The sequence below is a fragment of the Agrococcus sp. SL85 genome (assembly GCF_026625845.1).
In the GTDB taxonomy this organism is placed as follows: Bacteria; Actinomycetota; Actinomycetes; order Actinomycetales; family Microbacteriaceae; genus Agrococcus.
This window is the reverse complement of record NZ_CP113066.1, coordinates 1,961,177-1,986,695: the sequence shown is the minus strand read 5'-3', so window position 1 is coordinate 1,986,695 and position 25,519 is coordinate 1,961,177. Positions and strand designations below refer to the sequence as shown.

Below are 25,519 nucleotides of genomic sequence, written 5' to 3'. Positions count from 1 at the left end.
GCGGCGCGCGGGCTCAGGCGTGCACGATCTGGAAGAGGGCCATCATGACGACCGCGCTCGGCAGGATCGAGTCGAGGCGATCGAGGAAGCCGCCGTGGCCCGGCAGGAACGAGCCGATGTCCTTGATGCCGAGGTCGCGCTTGATGATCGACTCGGCGAGGTCGCCCACCGTCGCGGTCACGACGAGCAGCCCGGCGAGCACGATGCCGAACCACCACTCCTGGCCCAGCATGAGGATCGAGAGCGGGATGCCGGCGGCGGTCGCCGCGAGGGCGCCGCCCGCGAGGCCCTCCCAGGTCTTCCCGGGGCTGATGCGGGGCGCGAGCTTGGTGCGCCCGAGCCACACGCCGACCGCGAGCGCTCCGGTGTCGATGACCGTGGTCATGATGATCATCGCGAGCGTCCACCACTCGCCGCCGTCCTGCGCCGTCAGCAGCACCGCGAAGGCGCCCAGCACCGCGACGTAGGCGATGCAGAGCGCGCCGCCCGCGACGTCCTGCAGCACCGCGCGCCCGCCCCGGCGCGTCGCGGGATCCGCGAGCTCGACGAGCCGCACGACGGCGACCACCGCGATCGCGCCGAGCGTCGACCACCACAGGCCCGCCGGGCCCAGGAAGTACGTGATCGGCAGGATCGCGCAGCCCAGCAGCACGAGCGGGATGCGAGGCACGTCGCGCCCGGCGAAGCGCAGCGCGCTCGCGAGCTCGTACAGCGCGAAGCCCACGAGGGCTGTGGCGAAGACCAGGAACAGCGCCTTGACCCACAGGAGGCTCGCGAGCAGGCCGCCGCCGAGCGCGAGCGCGATGAGCACCGCGGCCGCGAGGTCGCGGCCCGTGCGCTTGTTCACGCGCGCCCGCGTCGCCTCGATCTGGTCGCGCGCGGCGTGGATCTGCGCCTGGATCTGCGCCTCGATCTCGGCGGCGCTGCGATGCTGCTCCTTGGGCACGCGCTGCCTCCGGATCACCGTGCTGGCCCCAGGTCGGTCAGACCTCGAGGAGCTCGGCTTCCTTCTTCTTCAGGGCGTCGTCGATGGCCTCGACGGCCTTCTTCGTCTCGGCCTCGAGCTCCTTCTCGGCGCGGGCGATCTCGTCGTCGCCCACCTCGCCCGTGAGCTTGTCGAGGTCGGTCATCGCCTGGCGGCGGACGTTGCGGAGCGCGACGCGGGCCTGCTCGGCCTTGTCCTTGACGATCTTCACGTAGTCCCTGCGGCGCTCCTCGGTGAGCTCCGGCATGACCACGCGGACGATCGAGCCGTCGTTCGAGGGGCTGACGCCCAGGTGGGGCGCGTTGACGATCGCGCGCTCGATCTCCTTGAGCGCGCTCTTGTCGAAGGGCGTGATGACGAGCGTGCGCGCGTCGGGCTGCTGGAAGCCGGCGAGCTGCACGAGCGGCGTCGGCGAGCCGTAGTAGTCGACGTTGAGCCGCTGGAACAGCGCGGGGTTCGCCCGGCCGGCGCTCACCGTCGCGAAGTCGTCCTTGGCGACCTCGATCGACTGGGCCATCTTCTCCTTGGCCGAAGCCAGAACGTCGCTGATCACGGGGTTCCTTCCGTCGTGTCGAGTGTATGCGAGGGCGGGCTGGATGCTCAGGCGCGCACGAGCGTGCCGACGGGCTCGCCCAGGATCGCGCGCGTGAGCTGGCGCTCGCCCTCCATGCCGAACACCCGCATCGGCATCCGGTTGTCCATGCAGAGGCTGAAGGCCGTGGAGTCGACCACCTTGAGGCCGCGCACGAGCGCGTCCTGGTAGGTGATCTCGTCGAAGCGCGTCGCCTCGGGATCCTGCTTGGGGTCGGCCGAGTAGACGCCGTCGACGCCGTTCTTGGCGACGAGCACCTGCACCGCGTCGATCTCGAGCGCACGCTGCGCCGCGACCGTGTCGGTGGAGAAGTAGGGCAGCCCGGCGCCGGCGCCGAAGATCACGACGCGGCCCTTCTCGAGGTGGCGCTCGGCGCGGCGCGGGATGTAGGGCTCGGCGACCTGCGTCATCTGGATGGCCGACTGCACGCGCGTCTCGGCGCCCGCCTGCTCGAGGAAGTCCTGCAGCGCGAGCGCGTTCATGACGGTGCCGAGCATGCCCATGTAGTCGGCGCGGCCGCGGTCAATGCCGCGCTTGCTGAGCTCCGCGCCGCGGAAGAAGTTGCCGCCGCCCACGACGATCGCGATCTCGACGGTCTCGCTCGCCTCGGCGATCTGGCGGGCGATCGACTGCACGACGTCGGGGTCGACGCCCAGGCTGCCCGCGCCGAACGACTCGCCCGAGAGCTTCAGGAGGACTCTGCGGCGCGGGGTGGTCGGCATGGGTCCTCCAGATCGGGGATGGCGACCCGGGCGCGGGCCGTCCACGAGCCTACCCTGTCGGGCGCGGCCGCCGGCCCGTGCTCGGCGGGGCGCCGGCGCCGAGACCGCCCTCGCGCCGTGCCCGCGCACGACGGAGGCCCGGGCCTGCACTCGCCCCGGCCCGGGCCCCGGATGCGGCAGAGGCCCGGGGTCTCCCCCGGGCCTCTGGTGCTGCGGATCGTGCCTACGCGCCGACCTTGAAGCGGGCGAAGCCGGTGACCGTGAGGCCTGCGGCCTCGAGCACCTTGGCGACCGACTGCTTGTTGTCGCGAGCGTAGTCCTGGTCGAGCAGGACGATCTGCTTGAAGAAGCCCGTGAGGCGGCCCTCGATGATCTTCGGAAGGGCGCCCTCGGGCTTGCCCTCGCCGAGCGCGATCTCGGTGACGAGCGCGCGCTCCTTCTCGATGGCGTCGGCCGGGACCTCGTCGCGCGTGACGTAGGTCGGGTCGAACATCGCGATGTGCTGCGCGACGGCGCGGGCCGTGTCGGCGTCCGAGCCCTCGTAGGCCACGACGACGCCGACCTGCGGGGGCAGGTCCTTCGACGTGCGGTGCAGGTACACGGCGCGCTCGGCGCCCGCGATGCGGGCCACCTTGGTGAGCTCGACCTTCTCGCCGATGGTGGCGGCCTGCTCCTCGATGACCGACTGCACGGTGCCCGACTCCGCCGGGGCGGCGAGCGCCGAGGCCACGTCGGTGGCGCCGGCGGCGGCGACCGCCGCGACGACCTTCTCCGCGAGCGCGATGAACTTCTCGTTCTTCGCGACGAAGTCCGTCTCGCAGCCGAGCGCGATGAGCGTCGTGGCGCCCTCGCCCTCCGCGGCGGCGACGAGGCCCTCGCTCGTGGAGCGGTCGGCACGCTTCGCGTTGCCCTTGGCGCCCTTGAGGCGCAGGATCTCGGTGGCCTTCTCGACGTCGCCGCCGGCCTCCTCGAGCGCAGCCTTCGTGTCGCTCATGCCCGTGCCGAGCTGCTCGCGCAGCATCTTGAGGTCGGCGATGCTGATGGATGCCATGTGGTGCGCTCCCCTTACTTGGCGTCGGACGCCGCGGCGTCCTCGGTGGTCTCGGCGGCGGGCGCCTCGGCCTCGGCGGCGGGGGCCTCGGCGGCCTCGGCCTCAGCGGCGGGAGCCTCGGCGGCGGGGGCCTCAGCGGCCTCCTCGGCGGGCGCCGGGTTCTCGAGGAGCTCGCGCTCCCACTCGGCCATGGGCTCGGCCTCGGCCTCGGCACCGCCGTGGCGCTGCATGAGGCCCTCGGCGGCCGCGTCGGCCACGATCTTCGTGAGCAGCGCGACCGAGCGGATGGCGTCGTCGTTGCCCGGGATCGGGAACTGCACGTCGTCGGGGTCGCAGTTCGTGTCGAGGATGGCGATGACCGGGATGCCCAGCTTCTTCGCCTCGTCGACCGCGAGGTGCTCCTTGTTGGTGTCGACGATCCAGATCGCCGAGGGCGTGCGCTGCAGGTTGCGGATGCCGCCCAGCGACTTCTGCAGCTTGAGCAGCTCGCGCCGCTTGAGCAGGAGCTCCTTCTTCGTGTAGCCCTGCGTGGTGTCGTCGAAGTCGATCTCCTCGAGCTCCTTCATGCGGCCGAGGCGCTTGGAGACCGTGTTGAAGTTCGTGAGGAGGCCGCCCAGCCAGCGCTGGTTGACGTAGGGCTGGCCCACGCGCGTCGCCTGCTCGGCGATCGACTCCTGGGCCTGCTTCTTCGTGCCCACGAAGAGGATCGTGCCGCCGTGCGAGACGGTCTCCTTGACGAAGTCGTACGCCTTGTCGATGTAGGCGAGCGACTGCTGGAGGTCGATGATGTAGATGCCCGAGCGCTCCGTGAAGATGAAGCGCTTCATCTTGGGGTTCCAGCGACGGGTCTGGTGCCCGAAGTGGACGCCGCTGTCGAGCAGCTGGCGAGTGGTGACGACGGCCATGGCCGCCTCCTTCTTCTGTTCCGGTTGCCGGCGCGGCCGGACGGCCGTGCCCCTGGCGCCCTGACGCGCTCCCGCCGCACGCCAGGCAGGAGCCTGGTGCGAGGACCGAGTGGGAGTGCCGCCGTGATGGACGCGCGAAGTCACCGCGCACGCGCGATGCCCGACCATGCTACACCGGCGGGGCCCGCTCGGACGACCCCGCTCTCCACCGCGCTCCCCGTCGCGGCGCGGCAGGCGGCGCCGACGCGGCACCCTCGGCGCATGCGATCCTTCGCCCTCCTGCTGCTCGCCGCCGGCGCCTGGCTCTGGCCCGTGCCGCCGGGCGCCGTCGAGCGGCCCTTCGACCCGCCCGCCCACGCCTACGGCCCCGGCCATCGCGGCATCGACCTCGCCGCCTCGCCGGGCGACGCCGTGCTCGCGCCCGCCGACGGGGTCGTGCGCTTCGCGGGGATGGTGGCGGGCAGGCCCGTCGTGTCGATCGACCACGCCGACGGCCTCGTGTCCTCCTTCGAGCCCGTGGAGCCCGCGGTGGCCGAGGGCGAGGCGGTCGCGCGGGGCGACCGCATCGGCACGCTGCTCGCGGGCCACGGCGACGGCTCGGCGCTGCACCTCGGCGCGCGGCTCGGGGGCGCCTACGTCGATCCGCTGCCGCTGCTGGGCCGCGAGCGGCCCGTGCTGCTGCCGCTCGGCCCCGAGCGGAAGCGCGCCGACGACGACGCCCGGGCGTCGCCGCCCGGCGCGAGGGGCGATGCGCTGCGCGCTACGCCCTGGGGTGCGCCGTCCGGTACGCCTCCGTGAGCCGGTCGAGCGAGACGTGCGTGTAGATCTGCGTCGTGCCGAGGCTCGCGTGCCCGAGCAGCTCCTGCACCGCGCGGAGGTCGGCGCCGCCGTCGAGCAGGTGGGTCGCGGCCGTGTGCCGCAGCGCGTGCGGCCCGTGCGGGCCTCCGCCGGGCGCGCCCTCGAGCAGGCGCGTGACGAGCCTCGTGCACGCGCCGCTGGCCGAGCCTGCCGCCCCGCGACCCGAGCAGGAGCGCCGCGCCGCTGGCCTCGCGCGCGAGCCTGGGGGCGGCCGATGCGCAGCCAGTCGACGACCGCGTCGAGCGCCGGCCGGCCGAAGGGCACGACTCGCTCCTTCGCGCCCTTCCCGGTGACGCGCACCGTGAGCCGCTCGAGGTCGACGTCGTCGACGTCGAGCCCGACGAGCTCGCTCACCCGCAGCGCGCTCGCGTACAGCAGCTCGACCACCGCGAGGTCGCGGAGCGCGGCGGCATCGCCCTCGGCGGCCTCGGCGGCGAGGCCCGCGAGCATCGCGTCCATCGCGGGTCGCGCGACGACGCGCGGCAGGTGCCTGTCGAGCTTCGGCGACCGGAGCCGCCCGCCGAGGTCGTCGCCGCGGTCCTCCTCCGGGCCGTGCGCGGCGATCCAGTGGGCGAGCCCCCTGACAGCGGCGCCGCGGCGGGCGATCGTGGCCTTGGCGAGCCCCGCCTCCGAGGCCTCGAAGAGCCAGTCGCGCACGGCGTCGAGGTCGAGCTGCGCTGTCGAGGCGATGCCCGCCGCGGCGCAGTGCGCCGCGAGGCCCTCGAGGTCGCCGCGGTAGGCGCGCACCGTGTGCGGCGAGCTGCCGCGCTCGCGCGCCAGGTGCACGAGGTAGCCCTCGACGGCCTCCTGGAGCTGCACGTCCACCGCCTAGTCCGGCTTCCGGCTGAAGCGCTCCGCGCGCTCCGCAGGGTCCATGGCGGCCAGACGCTCGGCGAGCTCGGCGGGGATCGACTCCCGCGAGGGGTGCGGGAGGGCGGGCACGACCGAGTGCGCGACGCGGTCGGCGTAGACCTCGAGCAGGGTGAAGGTCTGCGCGGCGTCGATGCCGTGCATCGCGGGCGGCGGGCCGCCGAGGTCGTCGGCGTAGCTCGTGGCGCCCGCGAGCACGACGGGGACGCCCGCGAGCGTGCCCGAGCCGTCGATGTGGAGGTGCCCCGAGAGGATCGCGCGCACGCCGCGGTCCCGGACGAGCTCGGCGAGGCGAGCCTCGTCGCGGAACTCGAGCAGCCGCATGAGCCTGCTCCGGTACGGCAGCGGCGGGTGGTGCACGACGAGCAGCGTGCCGAGCTCGGGCGGATCGGCGAGCGCGGCGTCGAGCCATGCGTCCTGGCCGGGGTCGAAGCCGCCGTGGTGCCAGCCGGGGAGGCTCGAGTCGAGCACCACGATGCGGAGGCGACCGAGGTCGAGCACGTGATCGATGGGCGCCGCGCCCTCGCCCGGCAGCCCCAGCGCCGCGCGCATCGGGGCGCGCTCGTCGTGGTTCCCGGCCGCCCAGGCGATGGGCACGCCGAGCGCGGCGGCGACGGGCTCGAGGATCTCGCGCGCGAGGGCGTAGGCCTCCGGCTCCCCGCGGTCGGCGACGTCGCCGGAGACGACGATCACATCGGCGTCGCGGGCCGCGACGCCGAGCCGGGCGGCGACGTCGCGCAGGTGGCCCTCGGTGTCGACGAGGCCCGCGAGCGGCGCGCCGCCTGCGAGCAGATGGGTGTCGCTCAGGTGGACGATGACGGCCTCGGGGGCCGGATGCTGGCCGTGCACGGGCTCAGGCTAGCCGTCGCCCGTGGGCGCGCGCGCAGTGCCGCGCGGCGCGCGCCGTTCGTGCCGCGCGCCCTCCGGACGCTGGTAGGTTGCTCGCGTGATGAGGCTCCCGTTCGCGACGTCGCGCGAGATCGCAGCGCTCCGCCGCGCCAACGAAGCGCTTGCCGAGCAGCTCGAGGAGGTCAACCGTCGCCTCAAGGAGCTCAACAAGCGCGTGCTGCCAGGGCACGCCCGCGGCTTCCACCATCACGTCGCGATCGGCGAGCGTTGCCGAATCGATCCGACGGTGAAGTTCCTCTCCGAGCTCGACTCGGACAAGGAGGTCCGGGTCGGCGACGAGGTGACGATGTACGGCGAGACCGAGGTCGTTGGCCCGGTCACGATCGGCCGAGGCACGTTCATGAACCGCTCGTGCTACATCCGCCAGAACACCACGATCGGCGAGCGCGTCAACCTCGGTCCCTTCGTGAAGCTCATCACCGACGGCCACGAGGTGGGTGGGCGCGAGCGTCGTGCGGGCCGCAACGTCTGGCCGCCGATCGTCATCGGGGACGGCGCGTGGATCGGTGCGGGCGCGATCGTGCTCGGCGGCGTGACGATCGGGGCAGGCACGATCGTGGCGGCCGGCGCGGTGGTCACGAAGGACCTGCCGCCGAACGTCATCGCCGGCGGGGTGCCCGCGCAGGTCATCCGCCCGATCGTCGACGACGACGACCGGGCGGCGGCAGCGGCCGACGCGTCCTAGGTCGCGCGCACCCAGCCGCTCCCCCGCGCCGCCAGCTGCGCGCCGAGCTCGAGGAGCGCGAGCGAGGCCGACACGTCGCCGGGCGCGAGGCCCGTGCGGACGGCGAGCTCGTCGACGCCCCGCGCCGCACGGCTCGAGAGCGCGTCGAGCACGCGCTCCTCGTCGGCGGTCATCCCCGAGAGCGCGGGCTGCTCGGGCTGCGGGCCGTCCACGAGCTCGAGCACGTCCTCGGCCCGCTCCACGGGCGCCGCACCGTAGTCGCGCAGCAGCCGGTGGCACCCGGCGCTGCCGCCGCTCGTGACGGGCCCGGGCACCGCGCCGAGCGGCCGGCCGAGCGTCGCCGCGTGGCCCGCGGTGTTGATCGAGCCCGAGCGCGCCCCCGCCTCGACCACGACCGTCGCGGTCGCGAGCGCGGCGATGAGCCGGTTGCGGGCCAGGAACCGCCAGCGCGTCGGGGGCGTGCCGCAGGGCGCCTCCGCGACGACGCACGCCGTCTGCGCCACCCGCTGCAGCAGCTCGTCGTTCCCCGCAGGGTAGAAGCGGTCGAGGCCGCCCGCGAGCACGGCGATGGTCGTGCCCGCAGAGGCGAGCGCCGCGCGGTGCGCGGTGCCGTCGATGCCGTACGCACCGCCCGAGACGATCGCGAGGCCGCGGTCGACGAGGCCGCCCGCGAGCTGCGCCGTGACGAGCTCGCCGTAGCCGGAGGAGGCGCGCGAGCCCACGAGCGCCGCCGAGCGGTCGGCGGTCGCGAGCACGCCGGGATCGCCTCGCACCCAGAGCGCGGCGGGCGCGTGCGGGCCGAGGTCATCGAGTTGCGACGGCCAGGCGGCGTCGCCCGGCACGACGAGCCGCTGTCCGAAGGCGGCCGCCTGCGCGAAGGCGGAGAGCATCCGCTCCGCGCCGAGCCGGGGCGCCCATCGCTGCAGCGCAGCAGGCAGCAGCGCGCCGAGCCTCCGGGTCGTCGACGGCCGCGAGCCAGGCGGCGGGCGCCGCGCCCTCGACGAGCAGCGCGAGGGCGGGCTCGTCGCCGAGCGCGGCGCGGACGCCGCCGGCCGCGCCGTCGCCCGGCTCGGGCAGCACGGTCCAGGCGCCCGCGGCGAAGCGCGCGGCGAGCGCGCCGTCGTCGTCGGGGGCGCCCTCGGGCAGCACCGGCGCGACGGCTGCGCGGAGGCGGTCGGCGGGCACGCGGAACGCGCTCATGCGGGGATCCCGGTGCGGAAGGCGAGCGCGCGTCCGATGTGCGCGCGCGAGGGTGCGGGGGCGTCGTCGAGGTCGGCGAGCGTGAAGGCGACGCGGACCGCGCGGTCCATGCCGCGCATCGTGAGCGCGCCGCGCTGCACGGCCTCCTCGAGCGGCTCGACCACGGTGCGCTCGAGCGGGGCGTGGCGCCGCAGCCACGGCCCCGGCACGTGGCCCATGGCCGTCCACCCGGTGCCGGCCAGGCGGTGGCCCGCGCGGTCGCGCGCGGCCGCGACGCGCGCCGCGACCTGCGCGGTCGTGCGACGCGGCCCCTCCGCGAGCCCCGGCGCGACGCGATCGACGCGCACCTGCAGGTCGACGCGGTCGAGGAGCGGCCCGGAGAGCCGGGCCATGTAGCGGCGCCGCTGCTGCGGCGGGCAGCCGCAGTCGCCCGAGCCGAAGCGGCCGCACGGGCACGGGTTGGCCGCGAGCAGCAGCTGGAAGCGCGCGGGGAAGCTCGCGACGCCCGCCGCGCGGTGGATCGTGATCGTGCCGGACTCGAGCGGCTGCCGCAGCATGTCGAGCACGGCACGCGGGAACTCCGGCGCCTCGTCGAGGAAGAGCACGCCGTTCGTCGCGCGCGCCGCGGCACCCGGACGGATGACGCCGGAGCCGCCTCCGATGAGCGACACCGCGGTCGCCGAGTGGTGCGGGTGCTCGAAGGGCGGCAGCGTCTCGAGCGTCGACGGCACGGGCTCGCCCGAGAGCGAGCGGAGCGAGGCGACCTCGAGTGCCGCGACCGCCGGCAGCGGCGGCAGGATGCCGGGCAGCCGCATCGCGAGCATCGTCTTGCCCGCGCCGGGAGGGCCGATCATGAGCAGGTGGTGCGCGCCCGCCGCGGCTGCCTCGAGCGCGTCGAGCGCCGCGCGATTGCCGACGACGTCGGCGAGGTCGAGGTCGGCGTGCGCGCGCTCGACGGGCGGTGCGGCCTCCACCGGCTCCACCGGCTCCGGGTCGAGCTCCGCGCCGAGGAGCGCGGCCGCGTGCGCGAGGCTCGCCGCCCCCATGACCCGCAGCCCCTCGACGAGCGAGGCCTCGTCGACGGAGGCGCTCGGCACCACCAGGCGGGTCGCGCCGCCCGCGGCCGCGGCGCGCGCGAGCGGCAGGGTGCCCGCGACGGGCCGCAGCCGGCCGTCGAGCCCGAGCTCGCCGAGCAGCGCCGTCTCGCCGTCGTCCGGCGGCACCGCGCCCGTCGCCCGCAGCACCGCGACCGCCATGGCGAGGTCGAAGTGCGTGCCCGCCTTCGGGAGCGAGGCCGGCGTGAGGTTGATGACGACCTTGCCCGTCGGGGCCTCGAGGCCCGCGCGTGCGATCGCGCTCCAGGTGCGGTGCTGCGCCTGCTGCACCGCGCGGTCCGGGAGCCCCACGACGTGCACGCGCGGCAGTCCGGAGGCCGCGTGCACCTCGATCTGCACCGGCACGCCCGCGAGCCCCTGCAGCGCGACGCACGCCGCCCGCCCGAAGCCGCTCACGCGATGCCCCGCAGGTGCTCGAGCCGCCAGGCGCCCTCGCGCGGAGCGACGATGCCGACGGCGTCGAGCCGGATCGGTGCGCGCACGCCTCGTTCGTCGAGCCACAGCCCCGCGAGCAGCCGCAGGCGCCGCACCTTCTGCTCGGTGATCGCCTCGAAGGGGTGGCCGTAGGCGAGCCCGCGGCGCGTCTTCACCTCGACGAAGACGATCGTGCCGCGGTCCTCCGCGACGATGTCGAGCTCGCCGCGCGCGCACCGCCAGCGGCGATCGAGGATGCGCATCCCCTGCCGCTCGAGGTGCACGCTCGCGGCGGCCTCGCCGTCGAGCCCCAGCCGGTCCTTGGGCCGCATGTGCGGCGCGCGCTCTGTCTGCATGCCGTGCAGGGAAGCGCACGCGGCGCCGTGCGCGCGCCGTCGGGCGGCGCCGCTGTGGAGAGCGCGGCCCGAGGACCGCGCGCTGCCGCGAGGCGGCTACTCCTCGATCGCGAGGTCCTTCGGCAGCTCGAGGTCGCGGCTCGCGAGCTCCTCGACGTTGACGTCCTTGAACGTGAGGATGCGCGCCGACTTGATGAAGCGGTCGGAGCGGTAGATGTCCCACACCCACACGTCGGTGAGCTCGAGCTCGAAGTAGAAGTCGGTGCCCGCCTCGTGGCGCGTCAGCGTGACCTCGTTCGCCAGGTAGAAGCGGCGCTCCGTCTCGACGACGTGCTTGAACATCCCGACGACGTCGCGGTACTCCTTGAAGAGCGCCAGCTCGACCTCACGGTCGTAGTCCTCGATGTCCTCCGGTTCCACCCGGCCATCCTACGGCGCTGCGACGGCCTCGGCGTCCAGCGCGGCGCCGCCGCGGCCCGCGGTCCCGCGCAACCAGGTGCGGCGGTGGAGCGGCGTGGGGCCGAGCGCCGCGATCCCGGCGAGGTGCGCGGCCGACCCGTAGCCCTTGTTCGAGGCCCACGCGAACCCGGGATGCAGGGCATCGGCCTCGACCATGCGCGCGTCGCGCTCGACCTTCGCGACGCACGCCGCGCCCGAGACCGAGGCGCAGTCGCGGTCGGCCTTCACGCGCAGCGTCGTGCGCACGGGCGCGCGGAGCGCCGGCGCCAGCCAGTCGTGCGAGCCGTCGAGCAGGATCGTCGCCGCCGGCACGGCCACGCCCGCCTCGTGCAGCAGGACGAGGGCGCGGCGCCCGGCGATGCCGAGCGCGACCTGGATGCCGAGCCGGTCGATCTCCTCGGGCGACGCGTGGCCGACGGCCGCGACGCCCCACGCGCGCACGAGCGGCGCCGTCGCCGCGCGGCGCAGCGGCGTCATCGCCTTCGAGTCGCGGAGGTGCTGCGGGATCTCGCCGCAGTCCGCCCGGAGCGCGAGCGCGCCGACGCTCACGGGGCCGGCGAGCGCGCCGCGGCCCACCTCGTCCATGCCGATGACCACCTCGGAGCCCGCCCAGAGCGTCCGCTCGAGCTCGAGCGTGGGCAGCACCGGCATCAGCTGGGCACGCCGCTCGGCAGCACCTGCCAGGCGCCGGCGCCCTGCGGCTCGAGGCCGACGAAGCTCTCGTCGTAGCTGTCGAGCCAGGCCCAGCGCTCGAGCGGCCACGAGACGAGCACGGCGCGGCCGACGACGGTCTGGATCGGCACGAAGCCGCCGCCCGGCGCATCCATGTGCGCGCGCGAGTCGCCCGAGTGGTCGCGGTTGTCGCCCATGACCCACAGGTGCCCCTCGGGCACCGTCACGTCGAAGGAGAGCGAGCTCGCGGGCTCCCCCGGCGCGTCGAGGCGCAGGTACGGCTCGTCGATCGGCTGCCCGTCGATCATGAGCTGCCCGTAGTCGTTGCAGCACTGCACGCGGTCGCCCGGCAGCCCGATGACGCGCTTGATGAGGTAGCCGTGGTCGTCCTCGGGCGCGAGCCCGACGAAGGTGAGGAACCAGTCGACGGCGCCGAGCAGGCCCGTCTCCTCCTGCGGCTGCGGCTCGGGCAGCCAGCCGCCCGGATCCTCGAAGACGACGATGTCGCCGTGCTCGATCGGGATGAGGTCGGGGGTGAGCAGGCTGACGATGATGCGGTCGTCGACCTGCAGCGTGTCGTTCATCGACTCCGACGGGATCCAGAAGGGCCGGATCAGGAAGGTCTTCACGAGGAACGAGATGAGCAGCGCCACCAGGAAGATGACGACGATGTCGCGTGCGAAGAGCAGGACGCCCCGTCCGCCCGGGCGCGCGGCCCCGCCGGTCTCGACCTTCTCCATCAGCGTCCGCCTTCCACCGCAGCAAGTCTAGGTGGGCGTCGTTGGAGCGGACGCCCGCCGGAGCGCGATGCGCATCACGATCCGGACACGACGGAGGGGGCCGGCGCAGCGCCGGCCCCCTCCCGATGGATCACGCGAAGTCGCGCTTCTCCTTGATCTTGGCCGCCTTGCCGCGCAGGTTGCGCAGGTAGTACAGCTTCGCGCGGCGGACGTCGCCGCGGCTCACGAGCTCGATGTGGTCGATGACCGGCGAGTGCACCGGGAAGGTGCGCTCGACGCCGACCTGGAACGAGACCTTGCGGACGGTGAAGGTCTCGCGCACGCCGTGGCCCGAGCGCGCGATGACGACGCCCTGGAACACCTGGACGCGCGAGCGCGAGCCCTCGATGATGTTGACGTGCACCTTGACGGTGTCGCCGGGGCGGAAGTCGGGGACGTCGGTGCGGAGGCTGGCTGCGTCGACCTTGTCGAGGATGTGCATGGCGATGTCGCTCTCTGCGGCCGCCACAGGTCGACCGCGTCAGTAGGTTCGTGGATGCGGTGCCCGCGTCTGCTCCCCTGTGGCAGAGGCCCGCGCGGAGGCGGGGACGGCGTGCGGCACCAGCGCACCATCCTGCCACATCCGCGGGCCGTGCGCCACGCGCGAGGCGCGGCGGGGCGTCGGCGGCGCCTCAGCGCCCCGCGTCGCCCTCCGGCTGCCCCTCGATGCGGATGGTGCTGCCTGCCTGCGGGCCGTCGAGCCGCTCGAAGCTCGCGGTCTCGTCGCGCGCCCGCTGGTCGAGCAGCGGTGCGTTCAGGTCGTCGACGAAGCGCTCGACGCGCGCCCGGGTCTCGCGCCCGAGCTCCATGACCTGCAGCCACGCGAGCACCGGCGCGCCCAGCAGCGTCACGAGCACCCCGATCGCCGTGAACGACTCGGAGGCCGGCAGCCAGCCCGCGCCGAGCCAGGCCGTGAGGGCGGAGCCCGTCGCGCCGCCGGAGCTGTCGACCACCGTGACGCCCATGAGCGCGATCACGAGCAGCCAAGGGCCGATGAGGCGCACGTCGCGCCACGCGAGGGCGCGCTGCTGCCGCACGCGCTTGCGCGCCACGGTGAGCCCGACGACGACGGCGATGAGGATCGCGAGGCCCGGCAGCAGGAACGCCTGCAGCAGCAGCGCCTCCCCCACGGGCGCGCCCGCGAGCGCGCGACCGAACATGAGCCAGGCGGGCAGCGCGACGATCGCGCCGGCGAACGCCCAGAAGGCCGCGCGGAGGATCGGGTGCGGAGCTGCCATGCAGTCGAGGCTAGCCGCGCGAGCCCTGCGGCGGCACGGTGTTCGCCCAGAGCGGGGCCCGGCCGGTGCCCGGCGCGCTCGGCACGGGATGCGGTCGCCGCCGGCGGGACGCGCCCGACGCGGGCGCGGTCGGGCTCAGCGGGCCTCGGCGGCCTCCGGCGGCAGCAGGTCGGGGCGCACGCGGCGCGTGCGCTCGATCGCCTGCTCGCGGCGCCAGGCCGCGATCGCGCCGTGGTTGCCACTGCGCAGCACCTCGGGCACCTCGAGCCCGCGCCACACCTGCGGCTTCGTGTACGAGGGGTGCTCGAGGAGCCCTGCCTCGTGGCTCTCCTCGACGAGGCTCTCGGGGTTGCCGACGACGCCGGGGACGAGCCTGCCGATCGCCTCGATCATGGCCATCGAGGCCACCTCGCCGCCGTTCAGCACGTAGTCGCCGAGGCTCACCTCGAGCACGCGCGCACGGCCGGCGATGTGCTGCGCGACGCGCGCGTCGATGCCCTCGTAGCGGCCGCACGCGAAGACGAGTCGCGGCACCTGGGCGAGCTCGCGCGCGAGCGGCTGGGTGAAGCGCACGCCCGCGGGGCTCGGGAAGACGACGACCGCGTCGTGCTGCTCGCCCTCGGGCAGGAGCGCGTCGAACGCCTCGCCCCAGGGCTCGGGCCGCATCACCATGCCGGCGCCGCCGCCGTAGGGCGTGTCGTCGACGGTGCGGTGGCGGTCGTGCGTGCAGTCGCGCAGGTCGTGGACCCGGAGGTCGAGCAGGCTCTCGCGCCGCGCCCTGCCGAGCAGCGAGACGTCGAGCACCCCGAAGAACTCCGGGAAGATCGTGATGATGTCGACGCGCACGTCAGGCCCGCGCGTCGTCGGCGGGCGCGTCGTCGACGGGCGCGCCGTCGACCGGCTCATCGTCGACGGGCGCGGCATCGGCGGCGCTCGAGGCGTCCGCCGCGGGGGCGTCCCCGTCCTCGGCGGAGCCCTGCGCCTCCGGCTCGAGCTCCTCGAAGAGCCCGGGCGGCGGGGTGACGACGACACGGCCGGCCTGGAGGTCGACCTCCGGCACGATGGCGCGCACGAACGGCACCATGACCTCGCCGCCGTCGTGCTCGACGATCAGCATGTCCTGGGCGGGCATCGCGTCGACGCGCACCACGCGACCGATGCGGGCGCCGTCTCGCCAGACCTCGAGGCCCGCGAGCTGATGCACGTACCAGGCGTCGGGCTCCTCGGGCAGTTCGAGCGGGTCCTGCTCGACCCAGAGGACCGCCTTCACGAGGCTCTCGGCCTCCGTGCGGTCGTCGACGCCGGCGAAGAAGGCGACGGGGCTGCCGTTGTAGACGCGCAGCTCGACGAGCTCGATCGACCGACCGTGCCACTTCGAGGACGTGGGCACCTGGAGCGCGAAGCGCGCACCGGGCACGAAGCGACGACCGGGGTCGTCGGTGTAGAGCTCGACCTTGATCGCGCCCTTGAGCCCGTGGGCCCTGGAGAGCCGTCCGACGCGCAGCTGGGTGCGGGCCGGCACGGCGGGCCTAGCGATCGGTGTCCACCACGTCGACGCGGACGCGGCGCCCACCGGGCAGCGCACCGATCACGGTGCGGAGCGCGCCGGCCGTGCGGCCGCCGCGCCCGATGACGCGGCCGAGGTCCTCGGGGTGCACGTGCACCTCGAGGACCTCGCCGCGCTGCGAGTCGCGCGCACGCACGCGCACCTCGTCGGGGCGATCGACGATGCCCTTGACCAGGTGCTCGAGCGCGTCGCGCAGCATGCTCAGGACTCGGTCGTCTCGGCCTCGGCGGCGTCCTCGGCGGGCGCCTCCGCGGTCTCGGCCTCGGCGGGCTTCTCGGCCTGCTTCTCGGCCTTGGGCTTGAGGACCGGCTTCTTGGCCTCGTCGACGACGAACGCCTGCTTGCCCTCGGGCTGCTGCACGCGGCTCTCGGTCGGGCCCTCGCCCGTGAACGTGCCCCAGTCGCCCGTGAGCTTCAGGAGCGCTGCGACCTGCTCGGTCGGCTGCGCGCCGACGCCGAGCCAGTACTGCGCGCGCTCGCTGTCGATCTCGATGACCGAGGGGTGCACGGTGGGGTGGTACTTGCCGATCTCCTCGATGACGCGGCCATCGCGCTTCGTGCGCGAGTCGGCCACGACCACGCGGTAGTACGGGGCGCGCATCTTGCCGAAGCGCTTCAGACGGATCTTGACTGCCACAGTTCTCCTGCTGTTCTGGTTGGGTTGCACCGCGCGCGTTCGCGTGTGGGGACGCGCCGCTCGCAAAGCTCTGCTGGCTCGGCGCGCCGAAGAGAGGGTCGGGGCGCGAGCCTCGACCCCTCATTCTGGCACATCGCGCCGCCGCCCGCGCGCCCGCGCGTCGGCGCGGCCTCGGGGCGATCGCGCACGCGGCCGGCCCTACGCTCGTGACCATGGAGTTCGCATCCTCCGCCCGCTCGACCCTCGGCGTCGAGTGGGAGCTCGCCGTCGTCGACCCCGACGACGGCGCGATGGTGCCGCGCGCGAAGGCGCTGCTGGCCGAGATCGGCGACGAGCGCTTCGACAAGGAGTTCCTCGCCGGGATGATCGAGCTCATCACGGGCGTGCACCGCTCGACCGATGACGCCGTCGACGAGCTGCGCTCGATGCGCGACCTCGCCGCCGACGCCGCGGACCGGCTGGGGCTCGCGCTCATCGGCGCCGGCACCCACCCGACGTGCGACTGGCGCGAGCAGGAGCAGGCAGACGACCCGCGCTACCGCCGCGTCGTCGAGCGCTCGCGCGACTGGGGCCGCAGGCTCGTGATCTTCGGGGTGCACAACCACGTGGGCGTGGAGGACCCGCAGAAGGTCGTGCCGCTCCTGCGCACGATGCTCGACCGCCTGCCGCTCGTGCTCGCGCTCTCGGCCTCCAGCCCCTTCTGGGGCGGCGAGGACACGGGCTTCGCCTCGCACCGCACCATGCTCTTCCAGCAGCTGCCGACGGGCGGGCTGCCGCCCGCGTTCCTCGACTGGCACGAGTACCGCCGCGCGACCGACGAGATGCTCGCCGCCGGCGTCGTGCGCGACCTCGGCGAGCTGCGCTGGGACCTCCGCCCCTCGCCGCAGCTGGGCACGCTCGAGGTGCGCGTCGCCGACGGCGCGCCCTCGATCGACGACCTCGCGGGCGTGACCGCGCTCACGCACTGCCTCATCGAGGAGGCCTCCCGCGCGCTCGACGACGGCGCGCCGCAGCTGCACCTGCCCTCGTGGCTCGTGCGCGAGAACAAGTGGCGCACCGCGCGCTACGGCATGGACGCGACGATCATCGCCGACGAGGAGTGCGCGCTGCAGCCGGTGCGCGACGCGCTGGCCGAGACGATCGAGCGCCTCGCCCCCGTCGCGGCCGACCTCGGTGCGAGCCGCTCGCTCGACGCCGCCGGGCGCGTGCTCGAGCGCGGCGGCTCGGCGGCCCAGCAGCGCGCCGACTTCGAGCAGGGCGGCGCGCAGGCCGTGGTGCGGGGCCTCGTCGAGGCCTTCCGCGCCTGACCGCCCGGCCGGTCCGACCGGCCCGCTCAGGCGTTCTTGCGATCGCGCCAGTCGAGGAAGGACTGCACGCGATCGAGCGCGTAGCCTTCGGGGGTGTCGTCGCCCGAGAGCGGGATCGTGAGGAGCCGCGTGCCGAGGGCGTGGAGCGCGTCGAGCCGCTCCATGCCGACGGAGCCGACGCCGTCGCGGACGCTCGCGCCGTTCGAGATCTCGACGTCGTCGAGCGTGCGGCCGAAGCGCTCCAGGTGGCCGCGCAGCACGTCGAGCTTGTGGGGCAGCTCGTCGGGCCCGACGAAGGAGTGCCAGATGCTCGCGTGCTCGGCCACGAGCGGCAGGGTCTTCTGCTCGCCCTTGCCGCCGATGAGGATCGGCATCTCGCGCACCGGTGCGGGGTTGAGCTTCGCCCAGCGCTCGCGGATGCGCGGCAGCGAGCGGCCGAGGTCGTTCAGCCGGGACCCGACGGTGCCGAAGTCGTAGCCGTACTCGACGTAGTCGCGCTCGAACCAGCCGGAGCCGATGCCGAAGACGAAGCGGCCGCCCGCGATGTGGTCGATCGTGCGCGCGACGTCGGCGAGCAGCTCGGGGTTGCGGTACGAGTTGCAGAACACGAGCGGGCCGAGCTCGATGCGCTCCGTGGCCTGCGCCCATGCCGCGAGCTGCGTCGTGGCCTCGTAGTGGAGGCCGTCGGGCTCGCCCGAGAGGGGGAAGAAGTGGTCCCAGTTGAAGACGGCGTCGACGCCCATGTCCTCGAGGCGCCGGGCGGCGTCGATCGTCGCCTGCATCGTCGTGTGCTGCGGCGCGAGCTGCACGCCGATCCTGGTCTGTCGCTGGGTCATGGCTCGACCCTACGCGCCGCGCCGCCCGTCGACCTCCGAGCCGGGGCCTCGTAGCCTTGCTGCGTGACCCCTGACCTCGCTCCCATCGCCGTCCGCGCCGCCGCCCCCGAGGAGCCCCCGCGCTCGACGCGGGCGGGCTCCGCTGGCGGCCGGCGACCGTCGACGACGCGCCCGCGATCACCGAGCTGCTCCGCGCCGTCGGGGAGGCCGACCGCGAGCCGTACCGCGAGAGCCTCGAGGAGGTGCGCGACGACCTCTCGGCGCCGTGGAAGCACCTCGAGACCGACTCGGTGCTCGGCTTCGGCGCCGACGGCCGGCTCGTCGCCTCGGGCTTCGCCGACACCCGCCCCGGCGACCTGCGCGCCGTGCGCGCCTTCGTGTTCGGCACCGTGCACCCCGACCGCCGCGGCGAGGGCATCGGCACGCAGCCTGCAGGCGTGGCTCGTCGCGCGCGGCCGCCAGCTGCTCGCCGCCTCGGGCAAGGAGCTGCCCGCGCGCGTCGTCACCTACGCCGAGGACGACGCGCCCGCCTCGAAGCTCGCGCTCCACGAGGCGGGCGGCTTCGAGATCCGCCGCTGGTTCGCCGACCTCAAGCGGCCGCTCGGCGACGGCCACCCCATCCCCGAGGTGGCGCTGCAGGGCTCGCTGCGGCTCGTGCGCTGGAGCGCCGAGCTCGACGAGGCCGCGCGCCTCGCCCACAACGACGCCTTCCGCGACCACTGGGGCAGCGAGCCCATCGCGGCCGAGCAGTGGTCGCGCGGCCGCAGCGAGTTCGCACCGACGTGGTCGTGGCTCGTCGTCGACGACGACCCCGCTGCCGAGGCGCTCGCCGACCTCGACGCCGAGACGCGCGCCTCGCTCGACGCGGGCGCGCCGCTCGTCGTCGGCTACCAGATGGCGAGCCGCTACGAGGGCGACTTCGCGCTGCGCGGCTACTCCTTCGGCTACACCGACCTGCTCGGCGTGCGCCGCGCGTGGCGGGGCCGCCGCATCGCGCTCGCGCTGCTGTCGGCCGGCATGCGCTCGTTCGCCGAGGACGGCATGGAGGCCGCGGTGCTCGACGTCGACACCGCGAGCCCCACGGGTGCCGACGGCCTCTACGCGAGCCTCGGCTACGCGAAGGTCTCCGGCTCGCACATGGCGTCGATCGAGCTCTAGGCCCCGCGCGGGGCGGCGGCTCAGCCCATGTTGGGCAGGCTGCCGAGCGCCTCGACCACGGGCCGCTCCCCCGCGTTCGCGCGGATCGTGAGGCCGCGCACCGCGGGGTGCGCGACGACCTCGGCGATCAGGCGCGCGACCGTCGCGCGCGGGATCTCGCCCGACTCCAGCGAGCCCTCGGGCTCGTCGACCTCGATGCCGCCCTCCGGCTCGAGCGTGAGCGTGGAGGGCGCGAGGATCACCCAGTCGGCCCCCGAGGCGCGGATCGCCTCGTCGACGATCGCCTTCGCCTCCGCATAGGCGAAGAAGTCGTGGTCCTCGGGCACGCCGTGGTCGCGGCGCGCGCCGAAGTAGCTGACCATCACGAGCCGCGCGCCGCTGCGCTGCACGGCCTCGAGGACGCGGAGCGCGGCGTCCTGGTCGACGGCGCGCGTGCGCTCGTCCGAGCCGCCGCCGGCGCCCGCCGACCACACGACGACGTCGTAGCCGGCGACGAGCGCGTCGACGCCGGGCTGGTCGAGGTGCTCGACGTCGGCGACGACCGGCTCGGCGCCGGCGGCGCGCACGTCGTCGGCGTGCGCGGGGTTGCGGATGACGCCGTGCACGGTGTGCTCGGCCTCCGCGAGGAGGGGCTGCGCGAGGAGCGCGATCTTGCCGTGGGCGCCGATGACGAGGATGCGTGCCATGCCGCACACGCTACGCCTGCCCGCCCTGCCCAGCCCGGACGTCCGCTGACCGCGGACGCCGCGCGAGCGTCAGCGGTTGCCGAGCATGCGCTGCAGGGCCGCCTGGTCGTCGCCGGAGAGGTCGCCGAAGGCGCCGCCGGGCTGCTGCGGCTGCCCGAAGACGCTCCCCTGCTGCGGCGCGGGCGCGGGCTCGGCCGAGCGCTTCGCCGGGTTGCCGGAGCGGCGCTGCTGCTTGGCCTGCGGCTTCTGCTGCTTCTTGGGGCGCATGCCGGGCATCGGGCCCATGCCGGGCATCTGCGGCACGCCGCCCTTCGCGACCGTCTTCATCATCTTCGCCGCCTGCTCGAACCGAGCCATGAGCTGGTTGACGTCCGTGACGGTGACGCCCGCGCCGCGCGCGATGCGGAGGCGGCGCGAGCCGTTGAGGATCTTCGACTGGCGGCGCTCCTGCGGGGTCATCGACTGGATGATCGCCTCGGTGCGCACGAGCTCGCGCTCGTCGAACGAGTCGATCGCCTCGCGCATGCCCTTCGCGCCCGGCAGCATGCCGAGCATCTGCTTGAAGTTGCCGGCCTTCCGCAGCTGCTGCATCTGCTTGAGGAAGTCCTCGAGCGTGAACTGGTCGGTCGCCATCGCCTCGGCGAGGCGCATGGCCTCCTCCTCGTCGAAGGCCTTCTGCGCCTGCTCGATGAGGGTGAGGATGTCGCCGAGGTCGAGGATGCGGCTCGCCATGCGGTCGGGGTGGAAGGCCTCGAAGTCGTCGAGGCCCTCGCCCGTGGAGGCGAAGAGGATGGGCTTGCCCGTGACGCCGCGGATCGAGAGCGCGGCACCGCCGCGCGCGTCGCCGTCGAGCTTCGTGAGCACGACGCCCGTGAAGTCGACGCCCTCCTGGAAGGCCCGCGCCGTCGCGACGGCGTCCTGGCCGATCATCGCGTCGATGACGAAGAGCACCTCGTCGGGCTGGACGGCCTTCCTGATGTCGGCCGCCTGCCGCATCATGTCGGCGTCGACGCCCAGGCGTCCCGCCGTGTCGACGATGACGATGTCGTGCTGCCTGCGCTTCGCCTCCGCGACGCCGTCGCGCGCGACGCGGACCGGGTCGCCGACGCCGTTGCCGGGCTCGGGCGCGAAGACGGGCACGCCCGCCTGGCCGCCGACGACCTGCAGCTGCGTGACGGCGTTGGGACGCTGGAGGTCGCTCGCGACGAGCAGCGGCGTGTGGCCCTGGCCCGCGAGGTGCTTCGCGAGCTTGCCCGCGAGGGTCGTCTTGCCCGCGCCCTGGAGGCCCGCGAGCATGATGACGGTCGGCGGCTGCTTCGCGAGCTCGAGGCGACGGGTCTCGCCGCCGAGGATGCCGACGAGCTCCTCGTTGACGATCTGCACGACCTGCTGGGCCGGGTTCAGCGCCTCCGACACCTCGGCGCCGAGCGCCCGCTCGCGGATGGCCGCCGTGAACGACTTGACGACCTCGAGCGCGACGTCGGCGTCGAGCAGCGCGCGACGGATCTCGCGGACCGTGCCGTCGACGTCCGAGGCGCTCAGCTTGCCCTTGGTGCGCAGCTTGGCGAGGGTCTCGGTGAGGCGGGAGGAGAGCGATCCGAAGGCAGCCATGGTGAGCACGATCCTACCGCCGGGGCGGCGCGTCGCGGGCCCGCCCGGGTGCGCGGCGCCTGGCATGCTGGTGACGATCGCCGACCGAGGGGAGCTCGACCGATGGCACTGCGCGGCATGGGGCCGACCCACCTGCGGTCGATCTTCACGAGCGTGCGCGAGCACGGGTTCACGATCACGGCGCTCGCCCGGCACGCGGCGCGCGTGCACGGGGAGCGCCCGGGCCTCGTCGTCGACGGCTGGAGCGCCACCTACTGCCAGCTCTGGCGCGCGGCCGAGGGCGTCGCCGCGGTGCTCTACCTCGACGGGCTGGGCCGCAGGCCGCGGCCGCTCGTGATCGCGTGCGACGGCCCCGCGATGCCCATCGCGCTCCTCGCGGGCTCGCGGCTCGGGCTCGACGTCATGCCGCTGAGCCCCCGTGCCCTCGGCGACGAGCTCGTGCGGGCCGTGCCGAAGGACGCGCTGCTCGTGCACGACGGCGAGCGCCCCGCCTGGCACCGCGGGCCCGTGCTGCCGGCCGCGCGCGTCCTCGCGTGGGCGGGCACCGACGGCTCGGGCCTCGGCAGCACGCGCCGGCGCGCCCGCATCGTGCTCCCCTCCGTCACGGCCTCCGGCACCGTCGCGACCCACGTGCAGGGCGCGATGGGGCTCCAGGGCCTGCGGCAGCTCGCGGGCCTCCACGACCGCCTCGGCGTCGCCGGCACCGACGTCGTGCTCGCGTGCGCGCCGCTCCACCGCGGCACGGGCCTGCAGCTGCTCGGCATGGCCCTGCTCACGGGCGCGACGCTCGTCTCGGCGGCCCACACCTCGGCGCGCGACCGGCTCGCCATCATCCGCGACCGCTTCGTGTCGGTGGTCTCGGCCTCCCCCAGCCAGCTCGCGGCGATGCTCGACGAGCTCGAGCGCTCGGGCGAGGAGGCGCCGCGGCTGCGCCGCATCCTCGTCTCCGGCCAGGACATCGACGCCGAGCTCGTGCGGCGCGCGCAGGAGACCTGGGGGCCGATCGTGCTCTCGGCCTACGGCACGGTGCAGACCGGCACGGTGGCCGTCGCGACGCCCGAGGTGCTCGCGGCGCACCCCGGCACCGTGGGGCATCGCCTGCCGGGCTGCGACTTCGGCATCGTCGGCCACCGCGGGCGCGGCGACGCGACGGGGCTGCTGTGGGTGCGCGGCGCGCACGCGACGGTCATCACCGAGGACCGCGGGCGGGTCGCCGAGGGCCGACTGACCCTCACGGGCGCGCTCGCGCGGCCCGACGCCTCCGAGTAGCGGACCCGCGCTCGCTCGCCGAGCCCGCTCCTCCGCTCCCCGGTGCTGATCGGCGGCATCCGGCGCCGAGGGGCGACGATCCGCTGCAGATCGTCGCCGATCCCAGCAGATCGCCGCCACTCGATGCAGATCGCCGCCGATGGGTGGCGGGCGGCGGCGCTCCTCGCCGACGAGCTGCTCGACGCGGAGGTCCGGTGGACCTCCGCGCAGCGCCGGATGGCAGCGAGCCCTCTAGCCGACGAGCTGCTCGACGCGGAGGTCCGGTGGACCTCCGCGCAGCGCCGGATGGCAGCGAGCCCCCTAGCCGACGAGCTGCTCGACGAACACGTGCGGCGTGAACCCCGTCAGGTCGTCGATGCCCTCGCCCTGGCCGATGAGCTTGATGGGGATGCCGGTGCGCTCCTGCACCGCGAGGATGAAGCCGCCCTTGGCGCTGCCGTCGAGCTTCGTCACCACGAGGCCCGTGATGCCCGCGTGCTCGATGAAGGCCATCGCCTGGTTGACGCCGTTCTGGCCGGTCGTCGCGTCGAGCACGAGCAGCACCTCGGCGATGGGCGACTGCTTCTCGATGACGCGCTTGATCTTGCCGAGCTCGTCCATGAGCCCGCCCTTGGTGTGCAGGCGTCCCGCGGTGTCGATGATGCACATCGCGTGCTCGTGCTGCTTCGCCGCCTCGACGGTCTGGTACGCCACGGAGGCCGGGTCCTGGCCCTCGCGCTCGGGCCGCACGATCGCGCTGCCGGCGCGCTGCGCCCAGGTGCCCAGCTGCTCGACGGCGGCGGCGCGGAAGGTGTCGGCCGCGCCGACGACGACCGACTGGCCGTTGCGCACGAGGAAGCGCGCGAGCTTGCCGATCGTCGTCGTCTTGCCGACGCCGTTGACGCCCACCACGAGGATGACGGCGGGCCGCTCCTGGAGCGAGAGCGTGGGGTCGTAGGCGGCGAACCGCTCCTCGAGCCGCTCGCGCAGCATGCGGCGCAGGTCCTGCGGGTCGTCGAGCGCGAGGCGCTCGACATCGGCGCGCAGCGCATCGACGAGCTGCTCGGTGATGTCCGGCCCGAAGTCGGCGGTGATGAGGGCCGTCTCGAGGTCGTCCCAGGTCTCCTCGGTGATCGTCTCCCGCTGGAACATGCCCCGGAGGGCGCCGGTGAGGGACCACTTCGCTGCCATGCACCCATGCTAGGCGGGCCACGGGGTAGGATCGTCCCCTGGCGAAGGGGAGTATCCCGATCACGCCGCGATCGTCATCACGGAGGCTCCGCGCTCCCGGTCGCGGCGGCGCGATCCGCGTGGGAGAGACGTTCGCGAGCTCCGTTCGCGCACCACCGGGAAGGCCCAGCGCTTGACTCCGTACCAGATCTTCGAGATCGCGTCCCTCGCGGTCCTCGTCGCCATCCTCATCTTCGACCTGCTGATCGTCGTGAAGAGGCCGCACGTGCCCTCCATGAAGGAGGCGACCGGCTGGGTCGTCTTCTACGTGAGCCTCGCGCTCGTCTTCGCGGGCATCCTGCTGCTCATGGGCGACGCCCAGCACGCGGGCGAGTTCGTGACGGGCTGGCTGCTCGAGTACTCGCTCTCGATCGACAACCTGTTCGTCTTCATCATCATCCTGAGCCGCTTCGCGGTGCCGAAGGAGATGCAGCAGCGGGTGCTCATGATCGGCATCCTGATCGCGATCGTGCTGCGCGGCATCTTCATCCTCGTGGGCGTGCAGCTCGTCGAGCAGCTCTCGTGGATCTTCTACATCTTCGGCGCCTACCTCGTCTACGTCGCCTACAAGCAGGCGTTCGGCCACGACGACGACGCCGGCGAGAAGGACAACTTCGCGGTGCGCCTGCTGAAGAAGCGCGTCAACGTCACCGACCGCTGGAACGGCGGCAAGGCGACGATCACCGAGGACGGCGTGAAGTACATCACGCCCTTCCTGCTCGTGATCCTCGCGCTCGGCACGACCGACCTGCTGTTCGCGATCGACTCGATCCCGGCGATCTTCTCGGTGACGACCGACCCGTTCCTCGTCTTCGCGTGCAACATCTTCGCGCTCATGGGCCTCCGCCAGCTCTACTTCCTGCTCGGCGGCCTCCTCGACCGCCTGGTGTACCTGCACTACGGCATCGCGGCGATCCTCGGCTTCATCGGCGTGAAGCTGGTCTTCCACGCGATGGAGAAGAACGAGCTGCCGTTCATCAACGGCGGCCAGCCCATCGAGTGGGTCCCCCACATCGAGGTCTGGCACTCGCTCATCGTCATCCTCGCCTCGATGGTCATCGCGGTCGTCGCCTCGCTCATCAAGATCCGGATGGACGCGCGGAAGGGCGGCGACGGCTCGCTGCACCTCGGCCCGTCGGAGGCGGAGCTCGGCGCCGACGGCCACTTCCACATCGTCGACGCGACGGGCAACACGTTCCGCCGCCCGCTCACGGTCGAGGCCACCCGCACGGGCACCGTCACCGTCGTCGACGCCGAGGGCAAGGAGGCGCCCGCCTCCGACTTCTCGGAGGACGTGCTGCGCGAGGCCGCGCGCGAGGACATGGACGAGGCGGCGCTCGAGGAGCTCCGCCGCCGCATCCGCGAGGCGAACGCGCAGGGCCGCGAGGACCTCGCGAACCGCGACGACCACCAGTCGTAGGCCCCGCACC

General features: G+C 74.1%; 29 protein-coding genes and 1 pseudogene. 6 read left to right on the top strand and 24 right to left on the bottom strand.

Annotated elements, in window-relative coordinates; all coding sequences use genetic code 11:
- Positions 1-13: 13 nt before the first annotated feature.
- The 5 genes from OVA14_RS09855 to rpsB all read right to left on the bottom strand — a co-directional run bounded on the left by OVA14_RS09855 (position 14) and on the right by rpsB (position 4,255).
- Positions 14-946, bottom strand: coding sequence for a phosphatidate cytidylyltransferase (locus OVA14_RS09855; protein WP_267503711.1), 933 nt, complete (start codon positions 944-946; stop codon positions 14-16).
- Between the two features lie 37 nt (positions 947-983).
- On the bottom strand, positions 984-1,538 hold the full coding sequence (gene frr, locus OVA14_RS09850) for a ribosome recycling factor (RefSeq protein WP_267503710.1): 555 nt from the start codon (positions 1,536-1,538) through the stop codon (positions 984-986).
- A 47-nt stretch (positions 1,539-1,585) separates the two neighbouring features.
- The gene (gene pyrH, locus OVA14_RS09845; RefSeq protein ID WP_267503709.1) at positions 1,586-2,299 is read right to left on the bottom strand and encodes a UMP kinase; all 714 of its coding nucleotides are present in this window, start codon (positions 2,297-2,299) and stop codon (positions 1,586-1,588) included.
- A 223-nt stretch (positions 2,300-2,522) separates the two neighbouring features.
- Positions 2,523-3,350: a translation elongation factor Ts gene (tsf, locus tag OVA14_RS09840; RefSeq protein ID WP_267503708.1), complete on the bottom strand. Its 828-nt coding sequence runs from the start codon at positions 3,348-3,350 to the stop codon at positions 2,523-2,525.
- 14 nt (positions 3,351-3,364) lie between these two features.
- Positions 3,365-4,255: a 30S ribosomal protein S2 gene (rpsB, locus tag OVA14_RS09835; RefSeq protein WP_267503707.1), complete on the bottom strand. Its 891-nt coding sequence runs from the start codon at positions 4,253-4,255 to the stop codon at positions 3,365-3,367.
- Between the two features lie 261 nt (positions 4,256-4,516).
- Between rpsB and OVA14_RS09830 the strand changes: the two genes are divergently transcribed.
- Entirely contained in the window at positions 4,517-5,053 is a 537-nt protein-coding gene (locus OVA14_RS09830) for a M23 family metallopeptidase (protein WP_267503706.1), read from the top strand.
- On the opposite strand, the pseudogene OVA14_RS13915 reads toward OVA14_RS09830, so the two are convergent.
- Both OVA14_RS13915 and OVA14_RS09820 read right to left on the bottom strand, forming a co-directional pair.
- Positions 5,016-5,932: pseudogene (locus OVA14_RS13915) on the bottom strand (tyrosine-type recombinase/integrase). The gene OVA14_RS09830 and the pseudogene OVA14_RS13915 sit on opposite strands and share 38 nt — an antisense overlap.
- A gap of 9 nt (positions 5,933-5,941) precedes the next feature.
- Complete coding sequence (locus OVA14_RS09820; protein WP_267503705.1) at positions 5,942-6,832, bottom strand: metallophosphoesterase; 891 nt, start codon at positions 6,830-6,832, stop codon at positions 5,942-5,944.
- A gap of 100 nt (positions 6,833-6,932) precedes the next feature.
- On the opposite strand from OVA14_RS09820, the gene OVA14_RS09815 reads away from it, so the two are divergent.
- Positions 6,933-7,577: an acyltransferase gene (locus OVA14_RS09815; RefSeq protein WP_267505557.1), complete on the top strand. Its 645-nt coding sequence runs from the start codon at positions 6,933-6,935 to the stop codon at positions 7,575-7,577.
- Here OVA14_RS09815 and dprA read toward each other — a convergent pair.
- From dprA to rpsP, 13 genes are all read right to left on the bottom strand, one after another.
- Entirely contained in the window at positions 7,574-8,467 is an 894-nt protein-coding gene (gene dprA, locus OVA14_RS09810) for a DNA-processing protein DprA (protein ID WP_267503704.1), read from the bottom strand. The genes OVA14_RS09815 and dprA overlap by 4 nt on opposite strands.
- A complete protein-coding gene (locus OVA14_RS09805; protein ID WP_267503703.1) occupies positions 8,382-8,777 on the bottom strand; it encodes a hypothetical protein in 396 nt (131 codons plus the stop codon). Before OVA14_RS09805 ends, dprA begins: the two co-directional genes overlap by 86 nt.
- Positions 8,774-10,288 carry a YifB family Mg chelatase-like AAA ATPase gene (locus OVA14_RS09800; RefSeq protein WP_267503702.1) on the bottom strand — a complete coding sequence of 505 codons (1,515 nt, stop codon included), beginning with the start codon at positions 10,286-10,288 and terminating at the stop codon, positions 8,774-8,776. Before OVA14_RS09800 ends, OVA14_RS09805 begins: the two co-directional genes overlap by 4 nt.
- Positions 10,285-10,662: a YraN family protein gene (locus OVA14_RS09795; protein WP_267503701.1), complete on the bottom strand. Its 378-nt coding sequence runs from the start codon at positions 10,660-10,662 to the stop codon at positions 10,285-10,287. Before OVA14_RS09795 ends, OVA14_RS09800 begins: the two co-directional genes overlap by 4 nt.
- 96 nt (positions 10,663-10,758) lie before the next feature.
- Positions 10,759-11,082, bottom strand: a complete 324-nt coding sequence (locus tag OVA14_RS09790) for a DUF2469 domain-containing protein (RefSeq protein WP_267503700.1) — start codon at positions 11,080-11,082, stop codon at positions 10,759-10,761.
- 9 nt (positions 11,083-11,091) lie between these two features.
- A complete protein-coding gene (locus OVA14_RS09785) occupies positions 11,092-11,772 on the bottom strand; it encodes a ribonuclease HII (RefSeq protein WP_267503699.1) in 681 nt (226 codons plus the stop codon).
- Entirely contained in the window at positions 11,772-12,533 is a 762-nt protein-coding gene (gene lepB, locus OVA14_RS09780) for a signal peptidase I (RefSeq protein ID WP_267503698.1), read from the bottom strand. Before lepB ends, OVA14_RS09785 begins: the two co-directional genes overlap by 1 nt.
- Positions 12,534-12,663: 130 nt before the next feature.
- Positions 12,664-13,014: a 50S ribosomal protein L19 gene (gene rplS / locus OVA14_RS09775; protein ID WP_267503697.1), complete on the bottom strand. Its 351-nt coding sequence runs from the start codon at positions 13,012-13,014 to the stop codon at positions 12,664-12,666.
- Positions 13,015-13,204: 190 nt separating this feature from the next.
- On the bottom strand, positions 13,205-13,810 hold the full coding sequence (locus tag OVA14_RS09770; RefSeq protein ID WP_267503696.1) for a hypothetical protein: 606 nt from the start codon (positions 13,808-13,810) through the stop codon (positions 13,205-13,207).
- Positions 13,811-13,945: 135 nt separating this feature from the next.
- Positions 13,946-14,656 carry a tRNA (guanosine(37)-N1)-methyltransferase TrmD gene (gene trmD, locus OVA14_RS09765; protein WP_267503695.1) on the bottom strand — a complete coding sequence of 237 codons (711 nt, stop codon included), beginning with the start codon at positions 14,654-14,656 and terminating at the stop codon, positions 13,946-13,948.
- A gap of 1 nt (position 14,657) precedes the next feature.
- Positions 14,658-15,332 carry a ribosome maturation factor RimM gene (rimM, locus tag OVA14_RS09760; RefSeq protein ID WP_267503694.1) on the bottom strand — a complete coding sequence of 225 codons (675 nt, stop codon included), beginning with the start codon at positions 15,330-15,332 and terminating at the stop codon, positions 14,658-14,660.
- A gap of 7 nt (positions 15,333-15,339) precedes the next feature.
- Positions 15,340-15,576 carry an RNA-binding protein gene (locus OVA14_RS09755; RefSeq protein WP_267503693.1) on the bottom strand — a complete coding sequence of 79 codons (237 nt, stop codon included), beginning with the start codon at positions 15,574-15,576 and terminating at the stop codon, positions 15,340-15,342.
- 2 nt (positions 15,577-15,578) lie between these two features.
- On the bottom strand, positions 15,579-16,013 hold the full coding sequence (rpsP, locus tag OVA14_RS09750) for a 30S ribosomal protein S16 (protein WP_267503692.1): 435 nt from the start codon (positions 16,011-16,013) through the stop codon (positions 15,579-15,581).
- 212 nt (positions 16,014-16,225) lie between these two features.
- Here rpsP and OVA14_RS09745 point away from each other — a divergent pair, with 212 nt between their 5' ends.
- Complete coding sequence (locus OVA14_RS09745; protein ID WP_267503691.1) at positions 16,226-17,320, top strand: carboxylate-amine ligase; 1,095 nt, start codon at positions 16,226-16,228, stop codon at positions 17,318-17,320.
- Positions 17,321-17,346: 26 nt separating this feature from the next.
- On the opposite strand, the gene OVA14_RS09740 is transcribed toward OVA14_RS09745, so the two are convergent.
- Positions 17,347-18,156, bottom strand: coding sequence for an LLM class F420-dependent oxidoreductase (locus tag OVA14_RS09740; RefSeq protein WP_267503690.1), 810 nt, complete (start codon positions 18,154-18,156; stop codon positions 17,347-17,349).
- Between the two features lie 627 nt (positions 18,157-18,783).
- Here OVA14_RS09740 and OVA14_RS09735 point away from each other — a divergent pair.
- Positions 18,784-19,314 carry a GNAT family N-acetyltransferase gene (locus OVA14_RS09735; RefSeq protein ID WP_267503689.1) on the top strand — a complete coding sequence of 177 codons (531 nt, stop codon included), beginning with the start codon at positions 18,784-18,786 and terminating at the stop codon, positions 19,312-19,314.
- A 20-nt stretch (positions 19,315-19,334) separates the two neighbouring features.
- On the opposite strand, the gene OVA14_RS09730 is transcribed toward OVA14_RS09735, so the two are convergent.
- Positions 19,335-20,000, bottom strand: coding sequence for an SDR family oxidoreductase (locus OVA14_RS09730; RefSeq protein WP_267503688.1), 666 nt, complete (start codon positions 19,998-20,000; stop codon positions 19,335-19,337).
- 69 nt (positions 20,001-20,069) lie between these two features.
- Entirely contained in the window at positions 20,070-21,611 is a 1,542-nt protein-coding gene (gene ffh, locus OVA14_RS09725) for a signal recognition particle protein (protein ID WP_267503687.1), read from the bottom strand.
- Between the two features lie 102 nt (positions 21,612-21,713).
- Here ffh and OVA14_RS09720 point away from each other — a divergent pair, with 102 nt between their 5' ends.
- A complete protein-coding gene (locus OVA14_RS09720; protein ID WP_267503686.1) occupies positions 21,714-22,880 on the top strand; it encodes an AMP-binding protein in 1,167 nt (388 codons plus the stop codon).
- A 300-nt stretch (positions 22,881-23,180) separates the two neighbouring features.
- Here OVA14_RS09720 and ftsY read toward each other — a convergent pair whose 3' ends face one another.
- Positions 23,181-24,050 (bottom strand): signal recognition particle-docking protein FtsY, encoded by an 870-nt coding sequence (gene ftsY / locus OVA14_RS09715; protein WP_267503685.1) that lies wholly within the window; start codon positions 24,048-24,050, stop codon positions 23,181-23,183.
- Between the two features lie 172 nt (positions 24,051-24,222).
- Between ftsY and OVA14_RS09710 the strand changes: the two genes are divergently transcribed.
- Positions 24,223-25,509: a TerC family protein gene (locus OVA14_RS09710; RefSeq protein WP_420710585.1), complete on the top strand. Its 1,287-nt coding sequence runs from the start codon at positions 24,223-24,225 to the stop codon at positions 25,507-25,509.
- The last annotated feature ends 10 nt before the right edge of the window (positions 25,510-25,519 follow it).